The sequence below is a fragment of the Rhodococcus sp. MH15 genome, assembly GCF_019266045.1.
Lineage (GTDB): Bacteria > Actinomycetota > Actinomycetes > Mycobacteriales > Mycobacteriaceae > Rhodococcus_F > Rhodococcus_F qingshengii.
On the sequence record NZ_LPNP01000081.1, the window covers coordinates 58,240 to 75,864 of the forward strand.

At 62.6% G+C, this 17,625-nt stretch carries 13 protein-coding genes; 10 read left to right on the plus strand and 3 right to left on the minus strand.

The features are described from left to right. Positions 1-123: 123 nt before the first annotated feature. Entirely contained in the window at positions 124-1,821 is a 1,698-nt protein-coding gene (locus ATN37_RS29400; RefSeq protein WP_003946020.1) for a PucR family transcriptional regulator, read from the minus strand. A 92-nt stretch (positions 1,822-1,913) separates the two neighbouring features. Then, a complete protein-coding gene (upp, locus tag ATN37_RS29405) occupies positions 1,914-2,537 on the minus strand; it encodes a uracil phosphoribosyltransferase (RefSeq protein WP_007735207.1) in 624 nt (207 codons plus the stop codon). Between the two features lie 223 nt (positions 2,538-2,760). Here upp and ATN37_RS29410 point away from each other — a divergent pair, with 223 nt between their 5' ends. Then, the gene (locus ATN37_RS29410) at positions 2,761-3,870 is read left to right on the plus strand and encodes a ring-opening amidohydrolase (protein WP_007735206.1); all 1,110 of its coding nucleotides are present in this window, start codon (positions 2,761-2,763) and stop codon (positions 3,868-3,870) included. On the opposite strand, the gene ATN37_RS29415 is transcribed toward ATN37_RS29410, so the two are convergent. After that, positions 3,864-4,004 (minus strand): hypothetical protein, encoded by a 141-nt coding sequence (locus tag ATN37_RS29415; RefSeq protein WP_155277953.1) that lies wholly within the window; start codon positions 4,002-4,004, stop codon positions 3,864-3,866. The genes ATN37_RS29410 and ATN37_RS29415 overlap by 7 nt on opposite strands. On the opposite strand from ATN37_RS29415, the gene ATN37_RS29420 reads away from it, so the two are divergent. From ATN37_RS29420 to ATN37_RS29460, 9 genes are all read left to right on the plus strand, one after another. Then, positions 3,996-5,474, plus strand: a complete 1,479-nt coding sequence (locus tag ATN37_RS29420; protein ID WP_047270153.1) for an amidase — start codon at positions 3,996-3,998, stop codon at positions 5,472-5,474. The genes ATN37_RS29415 and ATN37_RS29420 overlap by 9 nt on opposite strands. Before the next feature lie 40 nt (positions 5,475-5,514). Beyond that, on the plus strand, positions 5,515-6,738 hold the full coding sequence (locus ATN37_RS29425) for an aspartate aminotransferase family protein (protein WP_172827079.1): 1,224 nt from the start codon (positions 5,515-5,517) through the stop codon (positions 6,736-6,738). 292 nt (positions 6,739-7,030) lie between these two features. Next, a complete protein-coding gene (locus tag ATN37_RS29430; RefSeq protein WP_217018125.1) occupies positions 7,031-8,470 on the plus strand; it encodes a uracil-xanthine permease family protein in 1,440 nt (479 codons plus the stop codon). A gap of 89 nt (positions 8,471-8,559) precedes the next feature. Further along, positions 8,560-9,462 carry a xanthine dehydrogenase family protein subunit M gene (locus ATN37_RS29435; protein WP_047271858.1) on the plus strand — a complete coding sequence of 301 codons (903 nt, stop codon included), beginning with the start codon at positions 8,560-8,562 and terminating at the stop codon, positions 9,460-9,462. A 2-nt stretch (positions 9,463-9,464) separates the two neighbouring features. Then, positions 9,465-10,109 (plus strand): (2Fe-2S)-binding protein, encoded by a 645-nt coding sequence (locus ATN37_RS29440; RefSeq protein WP_003946048.1) that lies wholly within the window; start codon positions 9,465-9,467, stop codon positions 10,107-10,109. Continuing rightward, positions 10,106-12,628, plus strand: a complete 2,523-nt coding sequence (cutA, locus tag ATN37_RS29445; protein ID WP_218696018.1) for an aerobic carbon-monoxide dehydrogenase large subunit — start codon at positions 10,106-10,108, stop codon at positions 12,626-12,628. Before ATN37_RS29440 ends, cutA begins: the two co-directional genes overlap by 4 nt. After that, positions 12,625-13,296 carry a carbon monoxide dehydrogenase subunit G gene (locus ATN37_RS29450; protein WP_007735490.1) on the plus strand — a complete coding sequence of 224 codons (672 nt, stop codon included), beginning with the start codon at positions 12,625-12,627 and terminating at the stop codon, positions 13,294-13,296. Before cutA ends, ATN37_RS29450 begins: the two co-directional genes overlap by 4 nt. Before the next feature lie 281 nt (positions 13,297-13,577). Further along, positions 13,578-15,677, plus strand: coding sequence for a hydantoinase/oxoprolinase family protein (locus ATN37_RS29455; protein ID WP_081558687.1), 2,100 nt, complete (start codon positions 13,578-13,580; stop codon positions 15,675-15,677). Continuing rightward, positions 15,677-17,620, plus strand: coding sequence for a hydantoinase B/oxoprolinase family protein (locus ATN37_RS29460; protein ID WP_007735492.1), 1,944 nt, complete (start codon positions 15,677-15,679; stop codon positions 17,618-17,620). The genes ATN37_RS29455 and ATN37_RS29460 overlap by 1 nt, the downstream gene beginning before the upstream one ends. Positions 17,621-17,625: the final 5 nt, after the last annotated feature.

Here is a 17,625-nt window from a genome sequence, read left to right on the forward strand (position 1 = left end):
GGGTAACCTTGCCGACGACGGGTGTCAGTGGTGGGTAAGAAGTGACGAACGCTCACCGGGCGGCGCGATTGCGGTTGTATCGAACCGTTATCGGGACGTTCTGTCAGCTCATATCGTGCGAAGTCATGACATTTCGTGCATCTTCATGACCTGCAGGGCGAGTGAGACGTTCAATCGAAGGACGGGGTCGTCGGTGAACGATCCGACGACGCTCTCCAGCTTTCCGATTCTGTAACGCAAAGTGTTGTAGTGCATGTGCAGCGCCCGGGAGGCCTCGGCGACATTGCAATTGCAGTCGAGCAGGGTCTGGAGTGTCAGACGCAGGTCAGCGGCTTCGGCGTTGTCCGCCGACAAGGACTTCAGAACGTCATCGGTGAACGAACGCAGTTCGCTCTTGTCCGTCTGGAGCGAGAGGAGTCGGTGTACACCGAGTTCGTCGAAGTGTGCGATCTGCCCCGGCCCGTTGATACGTCGGCCGACGACCACGGCTGTACAGGCTTGGTCGTAGGCCGCGGGTAGATCGGCCAGGGAGTAGATCACCCGGCTCACTCCCGTGCTGAAGGATCGGCGGCCGCTGGTGCGATCGCCGGCAACCTTGCGCACCAACCCTTCGATGTCCCGAACCGCACGGTCGGTGCTGGTCGGGAAAAGCGTGACCACCTCGTGTCGAAACCCGACGGACGGCGCCGTCCGCTCGTGTGTTCGGACCACTTGTTGCCAGCCGTCGCTGAGTCGATCTTGGTCCGTGCGAGTGGAATTCGCGTGCTGGGATTCCGGGTGATCGACGTCGAGTTCTGCAACCACAACGGCAAGTGGACGAGTGACATCCCACCCCAACTGGGTGAAGTGCGCGCTCACTTCCGCAGGCGAGCCGGCTTCGCCTATCAGTGCGTCACGGAGGAAGTCGCCGCGGAACTTGGATTCCACTGCCGCAACTGCCAGCTGTTTGGTGACGGCCAGCGCGGCAACGGTGGCCGCTCGCTCCAGCGCTTGAACGACAACTGCGCCGAGTTCGTGGGTGCCGGCGTACGCCACCATCCGGCCGTGGTCGGTGCCGCCGGCCACCACTCGGGTGAGCGCCAACTGGCCGGGAAATCCCTTGGGCGCGTTCTGTAAACCGACGGCGACCCGCTCGGTCAGGAACCGACCGGTGCTTTCGAACAACGGAAGCGCGTTCAGCGCGGCTGAATCCCCGGCCTCGGTCAATACCCTTCCGTCCGGCGAGCAGATCAGAACGCTGACGTCGAAGAGCGCGGCGAATTCTGCGGCAATCTGAGGTAGATCGCCACCTTCCAAGACGATCGACGTCAACGAGCGGTGAAGTCGATCGGCAATGTCGAGTGCCGCGGACTGCTTCGCCACCAACTTGGTGAAGACCTCCGAGATCACCTCGTCGAATCCCGCGGTGACGGGAAGAACCAACAGCGGAAGCCCTCGCTGCTCTGCCATGTGCAGCATCGCCTCGGGCAACTCGTCGAGATAACGGCCCGTTTTCACGGCAAGTGCCGCGACTCCTCGACGTGCAAGACCGTCGACGAGGTCACTGAGATCTGTGTCGTCGAGAAGCTCGCCGGTTCGCCCGTAGCGCAGCGGGAACCCGGTTGTCACCAACAACTCGTTCGGCTTCACCCAAGCGAGGATGTCCGGTACTTCCATCACGTTCACCGATTGAACGAGGTGGCGTAAGCCCCCGTGCCCGGCAAGGACTTCGGCTCCACGCAGACTGGGCAGCTCGAGGACATCCCGAACTGTGAGTCTGTAGTCGCCACCCTCTGGCAAATGTTGAAGCTCTTCGCTCGAATATTTGGCAGATCTATCCATGTCGCGAGACTACGCTCGATCACGCGACGAACATTGTCAACAGTTGACGAAAATAGCCTCTCGAAATGAGCGGTTCTCCGTATGTCTGTCAACTACCGCGGCCCGAATTGGCGATCGCCCGCGTCTCCGAGTCCAGGTATCAGGAAAGCATTTTCGTTCAGGCCGTCGTCGATGCTCGCTGTGAGGAGCCGGACCGGATGTCCGGAGTTCTTCAGTGCTTCGATCCCCTCCGGAGCCACGACGACACATATTGCAGTCACATCGGTGGCTCCGCGTGCAATGAGCAGATCGATTGTGCGGACGATGGATCCACCGGTCGCCAACATCGGATCGAGGACGTAGACGGGGGTGCTCGACAGATCAGCTGGCAGGGACTCGAGATACGGAACCGGCTGGTGTGTCTTCTCGTCTCGTGCCATTCCCACGAAACCGACGCCTGCCTGCGGAATAAGGGCACTCGCCTGTTCGACCATGCCGAGGCCCGCTCGCAAGACCGGGACCAGGAGCGGTGGATTCGCCAGCCGCACCCCCAGCGTCGGAGCAACTGGCGTCTCGATGTCGAACTGTTCCAGTTCTGCGCCGCGCATGGCCTCGTAGACCAACATATGGGTCAGTCTGCGCAAGGCGGACCGGAACGTTGCGTTGTCGCTGCGAGCGTCGCGCATGGTCGTGAGCAGCGATGCCGCCAGCGGATGGTCGACAACAGTGGTGTCCATGGTCGAATCGTAAGTGAGAACCGATGGGGCGGCGCACAACCGGTGATTCGGAGTCGAAATAACCAATCGCGGTTTTCGTTTGGGCAAGTATTGACGATGCCGATGGGTTCGAGTCGTCATAGCGTGGTCGACACGGCAGTTCCGAATCGCTCGGCTGGACTGGGCGCCCGGAGCTGTCAAGGCCCAATTTTGCCTCCACGATTCCCTATACAAGGAGATGCCAATGCCCGAAGCAATCGAGGTCCGTAAGGTTCCGCTACACAGCGTCTCCGACGCCAGTGAGCTCGCCAAGCTGATCGACGACGGTGTCCTCGAGGCCGACCGCGTCATTGCAGTCATCGGCAAAACCGAGGGTAACGGCGGCGTCAACGACTACACGCGCATCATCGCGGACCGAGCGTTCCGAGAGGTTCTCTCCGCCAAGGGTAATCGCAGCCCCGAAGAAGTGGCGGAGGTGCCGATCGTCTGGTCCGGCGGCACGGACGGCGTGATCAGCCCGCACGCGACGATCTTCGCGACCGTGCCGGCAGACAAGGTCACCAAGACCGACGAGCCGCGACTGACCGTGGGTGTCGCCATGAGTGAGCAACTGCTGCCCGAGGACATCGGCCGTACGGCCATGATCACCAAAGTTGCTGCGGCAGTGAAAGACGCGATGGCCAATGCCGGCATCACCGATCCCGCCGACGTGCACTACGTACAGACCAAGACTCCGTTGCTGACAATTCACACCATCCGTGACGCCAAGAGCCGCGGCAAGACTGTGTGGACCGAACAGACTCATGAGTCGATGGACCTGTCCAACGGCGGAACGGCTCTGGGGATCGCGGTTGCGCTCGGCGAAATCGACATGCCGACCGACGAGGATGTCATGCACAGCCGCGAACTCTTCTCCTCTGTCGCATCCTGCTCGTCCGGCGTCGAGTTGGACCGCGCGCAGATCGTCGTCGTCGGTAACGCACGCGGCGTCGGCGGACGCTACCGGATCGGCCACAGCGTGATGAAGGATCCGCTCGACCAGGACGGCATCTGGGCGGCGATCCGTGACGCCGGACTCGAACTTCCGGAGCGGCCGCACTCGAGCGACCTGGACGGTCAACTCGTCAACGTGTTCTTGAAGTGCGAGGCCAGTCAGGACGGAACGGTCCGTGGCCGTCGTAATGCGATGCTCGACGACTCCGACGTGCACTGGCACCGCCAGATCAAGTCGTGTGTCGGCGGAGTCACGGCAGCTGTCACCGGCGATCCGGCAGTGTTCGTCTCGGTATCGGCAGCGCACCAGGGTCCCGAGGGCGGCGGCCCAGTCGCTGCCATCGTCGATCTCGGTCAGTAGTAGGCAAGAACCTCGCTGGAAACCTCGACAGTCGCGCCGCCACCGGCAATTCGTCCTCGAATCAGTTGCCGGTGTCGGCGAGTCCGCCGCGGCGTACCCCACTTCACTGCTTGAAAGGATTCACGATGGTTCATGCTGCTGACCCTGTCGACGAGAGCGTTTCCGGTGCGCCCGAGAATCGCGAACTCGTCATGGCCGATGCGGTCACGCTCAGTGGTCTGATACGCAGGCGTGAAGTGTCGTGTGTCGAGGTGATGGACAGCTTCCTCGATCAGATCGAATTACATAACCCGGCGGTGAACGCGATCGTCGCATTGCGGGATCGGGAAGCGTTGACGGCGGAGGCGCGCGAGCGTGATTCGCAGTTGGCGAGTGGGGAGTATCTCGGTTGGATGCACGGGTTTCCGCATGCGGTGAAGGATCTTTCGGCAGCCAAGGGTCTGCCGTTCACGTCCGGGTCGCCGATGTTCGCGGATCGAATCGCCGAAGATGACGAACTGTTCGTCAAGCGGATCAGGTCTGCCGGTGCCATTGTGATCGGCAAGACGAACACACCGGAGTTCGGACTCGGATCCCAGACGTACAACCCGGTGTGGGGTACGACGGTGTCGCCGTACGACAATTCGCGCACTGCCGGCGGTAGCAGCGGTGGCGCCGCAGCGTCGTTGGCGCTTCGCATGCTGCCGGTGGCTGATGGAAGCGATTACATGGGTTCGCTCCGAAACCCGTCGGCGTTCAACAACGTTGTTGGGTTTCGACCTTCCTGGGGTCGGATACCGGAGACGGGATTCATCGCTCAGGGCGCTGTTGTGGGTCCGATGGGCCGAACCGTCACCGACGTGGCTCACCTGCTTTCCACGATGGCGGGGCCGGATGCTTATGCACCGTTGGGGATTCGTGAGAATCCCGCTGTGTTCACCGAAAGCCTCGCACGGGATCTGAAGGGCTCTCGGATCGCATGGGTCGGTGACTGGAACGGTTACCTGGCAACCGAACCTGGAGTTCTCGAGTTGTGCGAATCCTCGTTCGAGGTCTTCGAACAGTTGGGGTGCCGCGTCGAGGCGGCGCTTCCCGACTTCAAACCCGAGGACATCTGGCAACTGTTCTTGCGGTGGCGTTGGTGGGCACAGCTCGGCTTGATCGATCAGTACAACGATCCGAGCTTGCGCGAGTTGATGAAGCCCGAACTGTTGTGGGAACTCGAGCACGCGGTCACACTGTCGGCTCTCGACGTGACCAAGGCCGCGGAGGCCCGCAACGGCTGGCTGTCGGCCATTACCAAGATGTTCGAAACCTACGACTACATTCTTGCGCCCAGTGCCCAGGTGTTTCCTTTCGACAAGAACACTCACTGGCCCGAGACCGTCGACGGCCGATCGATGGACACGTATCACCGGTGGATGGAGACGGTTGTTCCCTGGACGATGGCCGGGGTTCCGGTTGCGGGGATGCCGGTCGGCTTCGACGATCGTTCGCTTCCCATGGGTATCCAGATCATCGGTCGGCACGGAGCCGACTTGGACGTACTCCAACTCGCCTACGCATTCGAGCAGGCAACCCAGTGGGTCGAGCGGGTTCTTCCGCCCGCACTCCGCGTGAACTGACCGATCTATTTCGAACGTATCCAGTTGGGAGAGAAAGACGATGGCTTCGGCATTGTGGCACGGGTTCGCGGACATGGGCGCTGTGGAGAAGAACGGCGCGTTTGTCGTCTCTCGCGGTGAGGGCGCGTACATCTGGGACCGCGAGGGCACGCGGTATCTGGATGCGACGGCGGGCCTGTGGTTCACCAATGTCGGGCACGGGCGCACCGAGATCGCGGATGCGGTGGCGGCTCAGTTGTCGAAGATCGCTCATTTCTCGAATTTCGGTGATTTTGTTCCCGAGACCACGCAGGTGTTGGCGGAGCGGTTGGCGACGATCGCGCCGGTTGCCGGGAGCAAGATCTTCTTCACTTCGGGTGGTTCGGATTCGGTGGACACTGCGGCGAAGCTGGCTCGTCGGTACTGGCACGAGGTGGGGCAGCCGGAGAAGGCGATTATCGTCGGTCGTCAGAAGGCGTATCACGGAATGCACGTTGCGGGAACGGCTCTCGCTGGTATTCCGGTGAACCGTGAGGGGTACGGCGAGCTGATGGCGGATGCGGCGACCGTCGGCTGGGATGATGCGAAGAGCCTGCTCGAGTTGATCGAGAAGATCGGTGCGAACAAGATCGCGGCGTTCTTCGCGGAGCCGATCATCGGTGCGGGTGGGGTGTATCTTCCGCCGGAGGGGTACCTGGCCGAGGTGCGTGACATCTGCCGCGAGCACGACATCCTCTTTGTCGTCGACGAGGTCGTGACCGGTTTCGGCCGGATCGGTGGTGAGTGGTTCGCGTCCACTCGTTTCGATTTGCAGCCCGACATGATGACCACGGCAAAGGGTTTGACGTCGGGTTACGTGCCGATGGGTGCGGTGTTCATCGCGCCGCGGGTGGCGGAGCCGTTCTATGCCGGTTCGTGGTGGCGCCATGGGTACACCTACGGCGGGCATGCCGGTGCTGCTGCGGCGGCGATGGCGAACCTCGACATTCTCGAGCGTGAGAATTTGCTCGCGGAGTCGAAGCGTTTGGAGGCGTCGTTGCATACGCATCTGCAGCCGTTGGCGGAGCATCCGCGGGTGGCGGAGGTTCGTAGTGGGCTCGGTGCGGTTGCTGCGGTGCAGTTGGCTGATCCGGCGGAGGCGTTGCCGTTTGTGAAGACGCTTCGTGAGCATGGTATTTCGGGTCGCGCCGCGGGTCAGGGTGCGATGCAGATTTCGCCGACGTTTGTCATGACCGATGATCAGGTCGCGGAGATGGCAGCGGGAATCCTCGCAGCCCTCGGCTAGGTACCTCGTTTTCCGTTGACAGACATCGTGTTACGGAATCATTAAGCCGAAGAAAATGTTTGGGCCCTTTGTGGCGTGGTCCTCATCTCGGTCGAAACTGCCTCCAGCACTGACGATGACCCCTGCCCGCATCATCTGCCACCATTGTTGCCAATCTCGGTGAGTGGGTTCTGGCAGATTGTCATCACGTCCAAATCTCGGTCCTGCATTAGCGTTTCACTCCAGACACGGTGTTTGTGAGCTGGGGCACAAAGCATTTCGAACACCTTCCTCCTTTGCGAAAGGTCTCGTCATGCCGATCTGGACGTTGCACGGAGACGGAAAGAACATCGGAGCCGGTGAAGTGGTCGCTCCCGGCGAGCGACTCAGTTGGGCGAGAACCATCGGGTTGGGCGGCCAGCATGTCGTGTCGATGTTCGGCGCGACGTTCGTCTTCCCGATCATCATGGGCCTCAATCCTCAACTTGCCGTGATGATGTCAGGCTTTTGTACGCTCTTTTTCCTGCTGGTGGTCAAGGGGCACGTCCCCAGCTACCTCGGAACATCCGCAGCTTTTGTCGGTGGCGTTGCCGCCATTCGTGCCCAAGGTGGAACGACGGCCGAAGTGACCGGTGCGATTCTGGTGTCGGGGTTGGTTCTGGGATTCGTCGGCATCGCCATCCACTTTCTCGGCGGTGGCGTCATCAGTAAAGCGCTACCGCCGGTGGTCACCGGCGCTGTGGTGATGTTGATCGGCTTCAACCTGGCGCCTGTGGTCGCGGGGTTGTACTGGCCGCAGGATCAGTGGGTGGCACTGATCGTGATGGTTGCACTGATCGTGATGAGCGTTGCGCTACGCGGCTTCCTGGGGCGTATCGCCATTCTCGTCGCGCTGGTTTTCGGCTACATCTTCTCGTGGGTCCTCGACCGGCTCTCCGGTCCGATCACGTCCGCCAGTGGTAGTGGCGCACCCACCGAGCACTTTCGTGTCAACTGGGATTCGGTGCACTCGGCGTCCTGGTTCGGGTTGCCGCCGTTCTCGGACGAAGCCAACGGGATCGTCGGTATCCACGCTCCCTCGTTCAGCCTCACGTTCATCGTTCTGGTGCTTCCCGGTGTCATCGCACTGGTCGCGGAAAACGCCGGACACGTCAAGGCCGTCGCCGAGATCACGGGCGACGATCTCGACCCGTACATCGGACGCGCCATTGCCGGTGACGGTTTTGCCACCGCCATCGCCAGCGCAGTAGGCGGCTCCCCTACGACGACGCATGCCGAGAACATCGGTGTCATGGCTGCCACGCGGGTGTACTCGACCGCCGCGTACGTGATTGCGGGTTTCATCGCGATCCTGCTCGGCTTCTCGCCCAAGTTCGGAGCAGTCATGGCGGCGACGCCCGGCGGCGTCCTGGGCGGAATTCTTGTGGTTCTGTTCGGCATGATCGGTCTGCTCGGCGCCAAGATCTGGAAAGAGAACGGCGTCGACTTCGGGAACCCGCTGAATCTGATGCCGATTGCCGCCGGTCTGATCATCGGTATCGGCGACACGGCGCTGAAGTTCAGTGACACGTTCTCGCTCGGAGGTATCGCGCTCGGCACCATCGTCTTGATCGTGATGTACCACCTCTGCCGGCTCGTGGGGTCCTGGAACCCTGAACTGAACAGGCCGAAGTCCGGCAGGCGGCCGGGCGCAACGCCGGGGGCGAATGCGTCAGATGACGAACTTGAAGAGCCCGTGGCGCAGCTCACGTGATGCCAAGTTGAATGTATGCCAGGTATGACCCGTGACCGTTGTCACATCTGCACAAAACGTGAAGTGACTCATAGAGGCAGGATTGAGTAATGAAACCGTCGCCGCTGACTTATCACCGACCGTCCTCGGTCGAGGACGCGTGCCGAATCCTCTCCGAGGTCTCTCACGAGGGGAAGGTGCTCGCCGGTGGGCAATCGCTTGTGCCGCTGCTGTCCATGCGCCTCGCCGCGCCCGCCCACATCGTCGACATCGGATCGATCCCGAACCTCGCCTCGGTGACCTCGTCCGAAGACGAAGGAGTGCGGTTCCAGGCCCTGGCCACGCACTCGGTGCTGGCGGCCGACGAAGGTGCTCGTCGAGTCCAGCCTCTGCTGAACCGTGCTCTGCAGTTGGTAGCGCACCCCACGATCCGTAACCGCGGGACGAGCGTCGGCTCCATCGTCCATGCCGATCCGTCGGCGGAGATGCCGGCAGTCCTGACGCTGCTCGGGGGCAGCGTGACCGTCCAGTCGGTGCGTGGCACCCGCGAGATCGCGTCGACGGATCTCTTCGCCGGCCCTCTCGAGTCGAGCCTGGAATCAGACGAGATCGCGGTGTCGGTGTCGGTGCCCGCCGCCGAACCCGGCGTGGGAACCGCCATCGACGAGATCGCGCGTCGTCACGGTGACTATGCACTGGTCGGCGTCGTCGCCCGGATTCGTGTGGTCGACGGTCTGGTGGCCGAAGCGCACATGACGTACGTGTCCGCCGGAGAGCTGGGGCAGGTCGTGGACTACACGAACGTGTTGGCGGGGGCGTCCGCGACGGATCAGCGAGACCCGCGGTGGCGCACCCTCGGGGAATGCGCCCGCGCGCAGATAGATACCGAGGCAGACATTCACGGGACGGCGGCGTACCGCTCGCAGTTGGTGTCCGCGCTCACGGCGCGGGTCGGCTTCGCGGCGGCAACGGATGCTCTCAGTGAGAACGCAGTACTGGCAGGAAAGTGGTGACAATGTCCAAAAACGATCGCTCCATCGATGATCAACTTGCCGAGCTGGCAGCAGACACCGGTGAGCACCATGTAGCTGTCACGTTCACGCTCAACGAGGTGACGAACACCGTCGTTCTTCCCTCCCGCACTTTGGCTTCGGATGCCATTCGTCACCACCTCCGTAAGACGGGCACGCACGTGGGTTGTGAACACGGCGTGTGTGGTGCGTGCACCGTGCTGCTCGACGGAAAGCCGGTTCGGTCCTGTCTCGTCCTCGCGGCCAGCCTCGAAGGTCGATCGATCACCACCGTCGAAGGCCTCGTCGAGCCGGACGGCACTTTGCATCCGGTTCAGCAGGCGTTCAAGGATTGTCACGGTCTGCAGTGCGGATTCTGCACTCCGGGATTCGTGACGACCATCGCGGCATTTCTCGAGGAGAACCCCAACCCCACGCGGGAGGAAGCTACCGACGCGATAGCGGGAAACCTCTGCCGTTGTACGGGGTACCAGAACATCAGGGCGTCGGTTCTGCGCGCGGCCGAGATCAAGCGTGAACGGGCCGGGCAGTTCCCGCTCGGAATCGACGACGCGTCCACTCGGGAGGCGTTGGATCGCAAGGTGCGGGGAACGACGAATCCCGTCGGAGGACGGGCGGGTAAGGCATGAGTACTCCGGTCAAACCAGCAAAGCGCAACGGGGCGAAGCATCCCGCTTCCGATCATTCGACGGCCGATCATTCGGTTGCCGACGACGGCAAGTTCTTCGGTAAACCGATTCCGCGCGAGGAAGATACGCGTCTGCTCAGCGGTCAGGGGCGATACCTCGACGATCTGGGCCACAACGCGCTGATCGCGGCATTCGTCAGGTCGCCGCACGCTCATGCGCGAATCATCGACATCGACATCGATCAGGCGCTGGAAGTGCCTGGCGTACATGCCATCTACACCTACGAAGATCTCCTCGCGGACACGCCGGAAATGGCGGAGAACCTGCCACTGCTCATTCCGCATCCGGGAATCATCGCTCCGCGCAACGGGTATCCCCTCGCGAAGGACGAGGTGAAGCATGTCGGCGAAGCCATCGCCATGGTGGTCGCCGACAACCGGTACATCGCCGAGGACGCTTGCGCGAAGATCGACGTCACCTACGAGGCGCTGAAGCCTGTAGTGGGGATCGACGTCGCTCGCACCGCCGCCAACGCCGTCCACGCCGACGTTCCGGACAACGTCGCCGCTCACCTGCAGCACGGGTTCGGAGATCTGGATGCCGAACTGGCCGCCGCGCCGCACCGACTGACGCTGGATCTCGAAATCGAGCGTTCGGCTTCCATGCCGATGGAGGGCAAGGGCGTCTACGCACGTTGGGACGGTGACGAGAACACCCTCACGTTCTGGACCTCCACCCAGACGTCCACGTCCGCCCGCGCCGCAATCGCAGCGCGATTGGGGATGGCGCTGAACAAGGTTCACTGCATCGCTCCTGACGTCGGCGGCGGATTCGGCGTCAAGATCGTTCACCCGTGGCCCGAAGAAGTCATGATCACGTGGGCCGCTCGACGACTCGGCCAGGCCGGCATCTCCTGTGAGGTGAAGTGGGTCGAGGATCGCCGTGAGCACTTCATCTCGAGCGCACACGAGCGTGGTCAGATCCAGAAGGTCGACATCGGATTCGACGACGATGGTCGTCTGTTGGCGTTCGACTTCACGTTCTGGCACGACAACGGTGCTTACCTGCCGTACGGGATCATCGTCATGATCAACACCGCGACGCAGGTTCTCGGGCCGTACAAGCCGAAGTCGTTCCGGGTCAACGCCTATTCGCTGTACACCAACACCGTGATCGTGACCCCGTACCGCGGCGCCGGACGTCCGCAGGCCGTGTTCGCGATGGAGCGATCCATGGACGCCATCGCCAAGTACCTGAAAAAGGACAAGATCGCGGTGCGGGAGGCGAACTTCATTCGCCCCGAGGACATGCCGTACGACTTCGGCCTGATGTTCCAGGACGGACGCCCGTTGATCTACGACACGGGCGACTACCAGGCGGGCATCGACAAGCTCAAGAAGCTCATCGACTGGGACGGATTTCCCGAGTACCAGAGGAAGGCTCGCGCCGAAGGTCGGTCGGTCGGCATCGGTATCGGCGCGTACGTCGAGGGAACCGGACCCGGACCCTACGAGGGTGCACACGTCGTCGTCGAGACGTCCGGAAAGGTCAAGGCCGCAACAGGCTTGACGACGCAGGGTCAGGGCCACCAGACCGCGTTCGCCCAGATCGTTGCGGACGACCTCGGAGTCAAGGTCTCCGACGTCGAGATCGTCACGGGTGATACCCGCCGGTTCGGTTATGCCGTCGGCACTTTCGCCTCGCGTGGTGCGGTCATGTCAGGTTCGGCCTTCCACGTCGCAGCGCAGATGGTCGCGGAGAAGGCGAAGAAGATCGCGTCCGGAATCCTGGATCTGCCGGAAACCGAACTGGAACTCCGGGAAGGCCACGTGTGCAAGATCGGCACCGAAGCCGGAGTGGAGGGTACGTCCGTACCGCTGAGTGTTGTTGCCGTGCTGTCGAACCCGCTACGATATGCGTTCGACCGTGAGTCGAAGCTGGCCACCGGTTTCGCCAAGACCGACACGGACATGTCGAAGCCGCCGATTCCCGAGGGTGAGCAGCCCGGTCTGGAAGCAACCGGCTACTACTCGCCGCCCAGTTCCACCTTCGCTTCGGGAGTGCACGCGGCGATCGTCGAAACCGATCCCGTGACAGCCGAGATCACGGTCCGTCGTTACGTTGTCATCCACGACTGCGGAAACGTGATCAACCCCCGCATCGTCGAAGGTCAGGTCATGGGCGCCGTCGCGCAAGGTATCGGCGGCGCACTCTACGAGCGGATCGTCTACGACGAGCACGGGCAGATGCTCAACGCGTCGTACATGGACTTCTTGATGCCGTTCGTCACCGAGATGCCGGATTCGCTCGAGATGGATCACACCGTCACGCCGTCGGGACTCAACCCACTCGGAATGAAGGGTGCCGGTGAGGCCGGTGTGATCCCCACCAGCGCCGTCATCGCGGCTGCCATCGAGGACGCCGAAGGAATCTCGATCACGTCCATGCCCATTTCACCGTCCGAACTGTTCGAACTTCGACTCGCACACGCGGGTTCGTCATCAGAGGAGAATGCATGAGAATCGCCGGCACCGCGCAGCTGACGGCACCTCGCGAAGAGGTCTACGACAAGCTCCAGGACGGTCGTGTACTGGCCGCGACCATTCCCGGTGTGCAGTCGCTCGAGCAGCTCACGGACAATCACTACAAGCTCTCCATCATGGCGGGAGTTGCGTCGATCAAGGGCGTCTACGACGGCGAGGTTGTTCTGTCGCAACAGAATCGGCCCAATTCGTTTGTCATGACGGCTTCGGGGGCGGGTGCTCCCGGCACGGTGAAGGCGGACGTCACGGTCACCTTGACGGAGAACGAGGGTGGCACGCTGCTTTCGTATGACGCCGACGCCGTGGTCGGCGGGATGGTCGGCGGCGTCGGGCAGCGCATGATCACCGGTGTAGCCAAGAAGATGGCCGGGGTGTTCTTCAAGAGCATCGACGGCGTCATTGCCAACGGCATTCCCGAGAAGGTCACTGCCGCCGTGGCGGCGGCGGTACCGGCAGTGGCGGTCGAAGGCGCGCCGGTAGTTTCCGGAGCTGTCGCGGCACCGGCGGTTCTTCCGGCCGCTGCACCGACAGCGGGCGGCACAGATGCTCGCACGGTGATGGTCAGCGCCGTCGTCGGCGCAGCCATTGCTTTGTCAGGTGTTGCTATAGGCGGATTCCTGGCGCGTTCTGGTTGTCGCGAGTAGTTCACTCAGGTGTCAACAGCTGATTTGCGATGAGGGAAACGCCCCGAACCGACCAGGTTCGGGGCGTTTTTCACGTCCGCGTAACCCATGGAGGCGCCGGCGAAGATCCGCTCGTGATCGTGCGCCGAACCTTGGTCCCCCGATTCGGCGAATTGTGACAAAGAATCCGCTCTTCCGAACCTGTGGAATAGCTCTACACGTCAGGTACGAGCCACTTACCGGCTAGGCCGCAACCGTCGATCGGTACCAGACGAGACGAGCCAAAGATCTCAGGAGGAAGCGTGGAACCCAGGAAGATTCGGGTCGGTATCGATACCGGCGGAACGTTCACCGACATCGTGGCAGTGGACGACGAAACCGGCGCCATCGTCACCACCAAGACCCCGTCCACCCCGGCGGACCCCGCCGAGGGCTTTCTCGCCGGTATCGAGAAGGTACTCGCCAAGCTCGGTGAGAGTGGCGACTCCATCGGTGCGGTCAGCCACGGCACGACCGTAGCGACGAACAAGCTGCTCGAAGGCAAGGTCGAGAACCTCGGCTTCATCACCACCGAGGGCTACGAGCACGTTCTCGAGATCGCTCGTCAGTCGGTGCCGGACGGTTACGGCAACTCGTACTTCTGGGTCAAGCCCGAACGCATCGTCCCCGCCGATCGTGTACGCACCGTCGGTGGACGCCTTTCCTTCGACGGCAGCGAGATTCGTCCGCTCGACGAAGAGAGCGTTCGCAGCGCAGCGCAGTTCTTCAAGGACCGCGGGATCCGGACCATCGGCGTCTGCCTCATGCACTCGTACGCCGATCCGACGCACGAGGAGCGCGTACGCGACATCCTCTTCGAAGTTTTCCCCGATGCGACGGTGAGCATCTCGAGCCAGGTGCTGCGTGAGTACCGCGAATACGAGCGGTCCATCACCACACTCGTGGACGCCGCGGTCAAGCCGAACATCCGCAACTACGTGAACAACATCGCGAATCGTCTGCGTGAGTTCTCGACCACCGACGGTGAACCCCGCGACATCCCGTTCTACGTCATGAAGTCCAACGGCGGTGTCCTGTCGGCCAAAGAGGTTGTTCACCAGCCTATTACGACAGTCCTGTCGGGACCCGCCGCCGGAGCCCTCGGTGCTGCGCTGATCGCCGACGCCGCCGGCGTCGAGCAGGTGTTGACCTGTGACGGCGGCGGAACGTCGACGGACGTCACCGTCGTGGTTCGCGGCGAGCCCGCGCTGACCACCGAAGGGCGAGTGGGCAACTACCCGTCGAAGATCCCGATGATCGACGTCGTGACCGTCGGCGCCGGTGGTGGGTCGATCGCGTGGATGACGCCGGAGCACACCCTCCGAGTCGGCCCTCAGTCGGCCGGCGCCGATCCCGGACCGTTGTGCTACGGCAAGGGCGGCAGCGAACCGACCATCACCGACGCGCACGTCCTGCTCGGTCGCATCCCACCCCATCTGCTCGGTGGCGAGATTCCTCTCGACACGGAATTGGCACGCAAGGGCCTCGAAGAGCTTGCAACACAGCTCAGTCTGGGCTTCGAGGAGTGCGCGGTCGGCGTCCTCGAGGTCTCGGCGTGGAACCAGGCCAACGCCCTGCGTCAGATCACCGTCAAGCGTGGCCTCGACGTTCGCGACTTCACCCTCGTGACGTTCGGCGGCTCCGGCTCGCTGCTCGCCTGCCGTCTCGTCGACATCCTGGGTCTGAAAGACGTTCTCGTCCCGCTCAATCCGGGTAACGTCTCCGCGTTCGGTCTGCTGACGGTCGATGTCCGCAACGACTACGTCCAGACGCATGTCAGTCGTCACGACCGGTTGAAGGCTGAAGACCTGCAGAGCCAGTTCGACGCGCTGGCCGGCGAAGCCGAGATTGCGCTTGCCGAAGAGGGTTTCGACGAGACGCAGCGCAAGTACTCTCGTACTGCGGATCTGCGCTACCTCGGTCAGGCATTCGAGGTGCGCGTCCCGGTGGCGGAAGGTACCGTCACGGCGCAGACCATGGACGACGCGGCCGAGGCGTTCCACCAGGCGCACCGCGAACTGTACGGCTACGACTTCCGGGGAGACCCGTCGCAGCACGTGGAATGGGTCAACCTGCGCGTGAGTGGCATCGGCCCGATCAAGCGTCCGACGCTCAAGGAGATCCCGGCCGGCACCGGCGCCGACACCGCTCGAACCGGTTCGCGTCAATCGTATTTCGACAGCTGGGTCGAAACGGCCACCTACGATCGCACACTGCTCGGTGCGGGTGACGTCATCGAAGGACCGGCCGTGATCGAGGAGTTCAGCTCGACTGTCCCGATCCATCCCGGATTCTCGGCACGTATCGACACCTTCGGGAACATTCGTATCTCGAAGTCTTCCGACTCGAACGGAGTGAAGTGATGACCGCCATTCTCGATGCTGCTGCTGCCACCGCGGCCAAGCCGTACCGACTCACCGCTACCGACGGCGCGTCACCTGATCCGATTCTGGTCGAGATCGTCGCCGGTTACCTCGCCAGCGTGGAAATGGAAGTCGAGACCTCCATTTCGCGCACCTCGCGTTCGCCGATGATCCGTGACGCTCACGACTTCCGCGCGGGTATTCACGACCGGAACCTCCGCAAGCTCACGGGCCGTTCGTATTCCGCACTGGTTCATCCGATCGCCCGGGACTTCCCACTCGAGACGATGAAGCCGGGAGACGTGTACTTCCACAACGACGTCTACCTGTCCGAAGGTGGCATCGGCCATCTCCCCGACCTCTGCGTCACGGTGCCTGTCTTCGCCCGCGTCACTCCCGATGCCGAGCCGAAGGTTGTTGCGTTCGTTCAGGCATTCGGTCACCACGACGACATCGGCGGTTGCTGCCCCGGCTCCATGCCGTCCGGCGCCACCACGGTGTACGAAGAGGGACTGATGGTTCCGCCGATCAAACTGTGGGACCAGGGAGTTCCCAACGAGGCGGCGCTGCGCATCATGACGCGTAACTCCCGCATGCCCGACGCTCTCGCAGCCGATCTCGACGCCGAGTGCTCGGCGTGCCTGATGGGTGCGCGCCGACTCACCGAACTGTTCGAGCGCTACGGCGTCGACACCGTCGAGTCGTGCTTCGACGCGATGATGGACGCGACCACCGAGACGTACCGCCGCGAGATCCTCAGCAAGATCCCGGTCGGTGAGTACACGTGGGAGGACTACGCCGAGCACGACGGCGTCGACGAACCGATGCTCCACATCCAGCGGATCACGCTCACGAAGACGCGGCCGGAGGACGAGGGCGGCGAGCGACTCATCCTGGACTTCAACGGAACCGGACCGCAGGCAAAGGGCCCGATCAACCACTGTGGTGACTACGCGGACGGAAACTTCCTCATCAAGTGGTTGGCCCCGATTCTGCGTAACCTCGCGGACACCCCGGAGCGCATGGCCGAACTGGATGTCAACGAGGGCGTCGTACCGCTGATCGAGATGAAGTTCCCCGAAAAGGGAACACTGATCACCCCGATCTTCCCTGCCCCCACCAACGCTCGCACGTTTGTCATCCTCCGTCTGCTCGGAGTGCTGGCCGGCGTCGTGGCCAAGGCTGTGGACGGCAACATGCCCGCCGATCAGGAGACCATCAGGTACACCGGTGTGTACGGTGAGGACTTCGAGGGTCACTCGTATCTCATGCGTGAGGTGCTCGGCGGAGGTTCCGGCGGACGCTACTACGCCGACGGCGAGGACACGATTCACGTCGTTCCCGATTCACGGAACCTGCCGACCGAATTCACCGAGAGCCGTTTTCCCTTCATCGTCGAAAAGCTCGGTCTGGCCATGGATTCGGGCGGAGCCGGACGTTACCGCGGCGGCTTGGGATACGAGAAGCACATCCGCATGCTCAAGGATGCTCACTTCATGTCCATCGCGGACCGTTCGATTCTCGCCTGCTGGGGAGTCAAGGGCGGCAAGGCCGGTCGGCCGTTCTCCGTCGTCCTGGATCCGGGTGGACCGAACGAGCGTGAGTTCGACGCGCTGACCGATGCCGAGCCGATCAAGGCCGGCGAGGTCGTACGGATTCGCACCACCGGTGGTGGCGGTTGGGGAGATCCACTGGAGCGCCCGACCGAAGAGGTCTTGCGAGACATTCAGTGGCGCAAGGTTTCCGTAGAGGGTGCACGCGACGACTACGGCGTTGTCGTTGTGATCGAGGGTGACGAGCCGACCGTCGACGAGGCTGCTACCACCGAGCTACGGGATCAGTTGCGCTCGGAACGCGGTGAGAACGAGCCCTTCTTCGATCGGGGTCCGGGCTACGCGCAGCTTTCGGGTGGCGCCACCTCAGCGGTCTACGACTACGTCTAGGACGG

Coding starts and splice junctions, on each gene's coding strand:
- ATN37_RS29400 (WP_003946020.1), bottom strand. CDS start 1,821: ATGGATAGATCTGCCAAATATTCGAGCGAAGAGCTTCAACATTTGCCA.
- upp (WP_007735207.1), bottom strand. CDS start 2,537: ATGGACACCACTGTTGTCGACCATCCGCTGGCGGCATCGCTGCTCACG.
- ATN37_RS29410 (WP_007735206.1), top strand. CDS start 2,761: ATGCCCGAAGCAATCGAGGTCCGTAAGGTTCCGCTACACAGCGTCTCC.
- ATN37_RS29420 (WP_047270153.1), top strand. CDS start 3,996: ATGGTTCATGCTGCTGACCCTGTCGACGAGAGCGTTTCCGGTGCGCCC.
- ATN37_RS29415 (WP_155277953.1), bottom strand. CDS start 4,004: ATGAACCATCGTGAATCCTTTCAAGCAGTGAAGTGGGGTACGCCGCGG.
- ATN37_RS29425 (WP_172827079.1), top strand. CDS start 5,515: ATGGCTTCGGCATTGTGGCACGGGTTCGCGGACATGGGCGCTGTGGAG.
- ATN37_RS29430 (WP_217018125.1), top strand. CDS start 7,031: ATGCCGATCTGGACGTTGCACGGAGACGGAAAGAACATCGGAGCCGGT.
- ATN37_RS29435 (WP_047271858.1), top strand. CDS start 8,560: ATGAAACCGTCGCCGCTGACTTATCACCGACCGTCCTCGGTCGAGGAC.
- ATN37_RS29440 (WP_003946048.1), top strand. CDS start 9,465: ATGTCCAAAAACGATCGCTCCATCGATGATCAACTTGCCGAGCTGGCA.
- cutA (WP_218696018.1), top strand. CDS start 10,106: ATGAGTACTCCGGTCAAACCAGCAAAGCGCAACGGGGCGAAGCATCCC.
- ATN37_RS29450 (WP_007735490.1), top strand. CDS start 12,625: ATGAGAATCGCCGGCACCGCGCAGCTGACGGCACCTCGCGAAGAGGTC.
- ATN37_RS29460 (WP_007735492.1), top strand. CDS start 15,677: ATGACCGCCATTCTCGATGCTGCTGCTGCCACCGCGGCCAAGCCGTAC.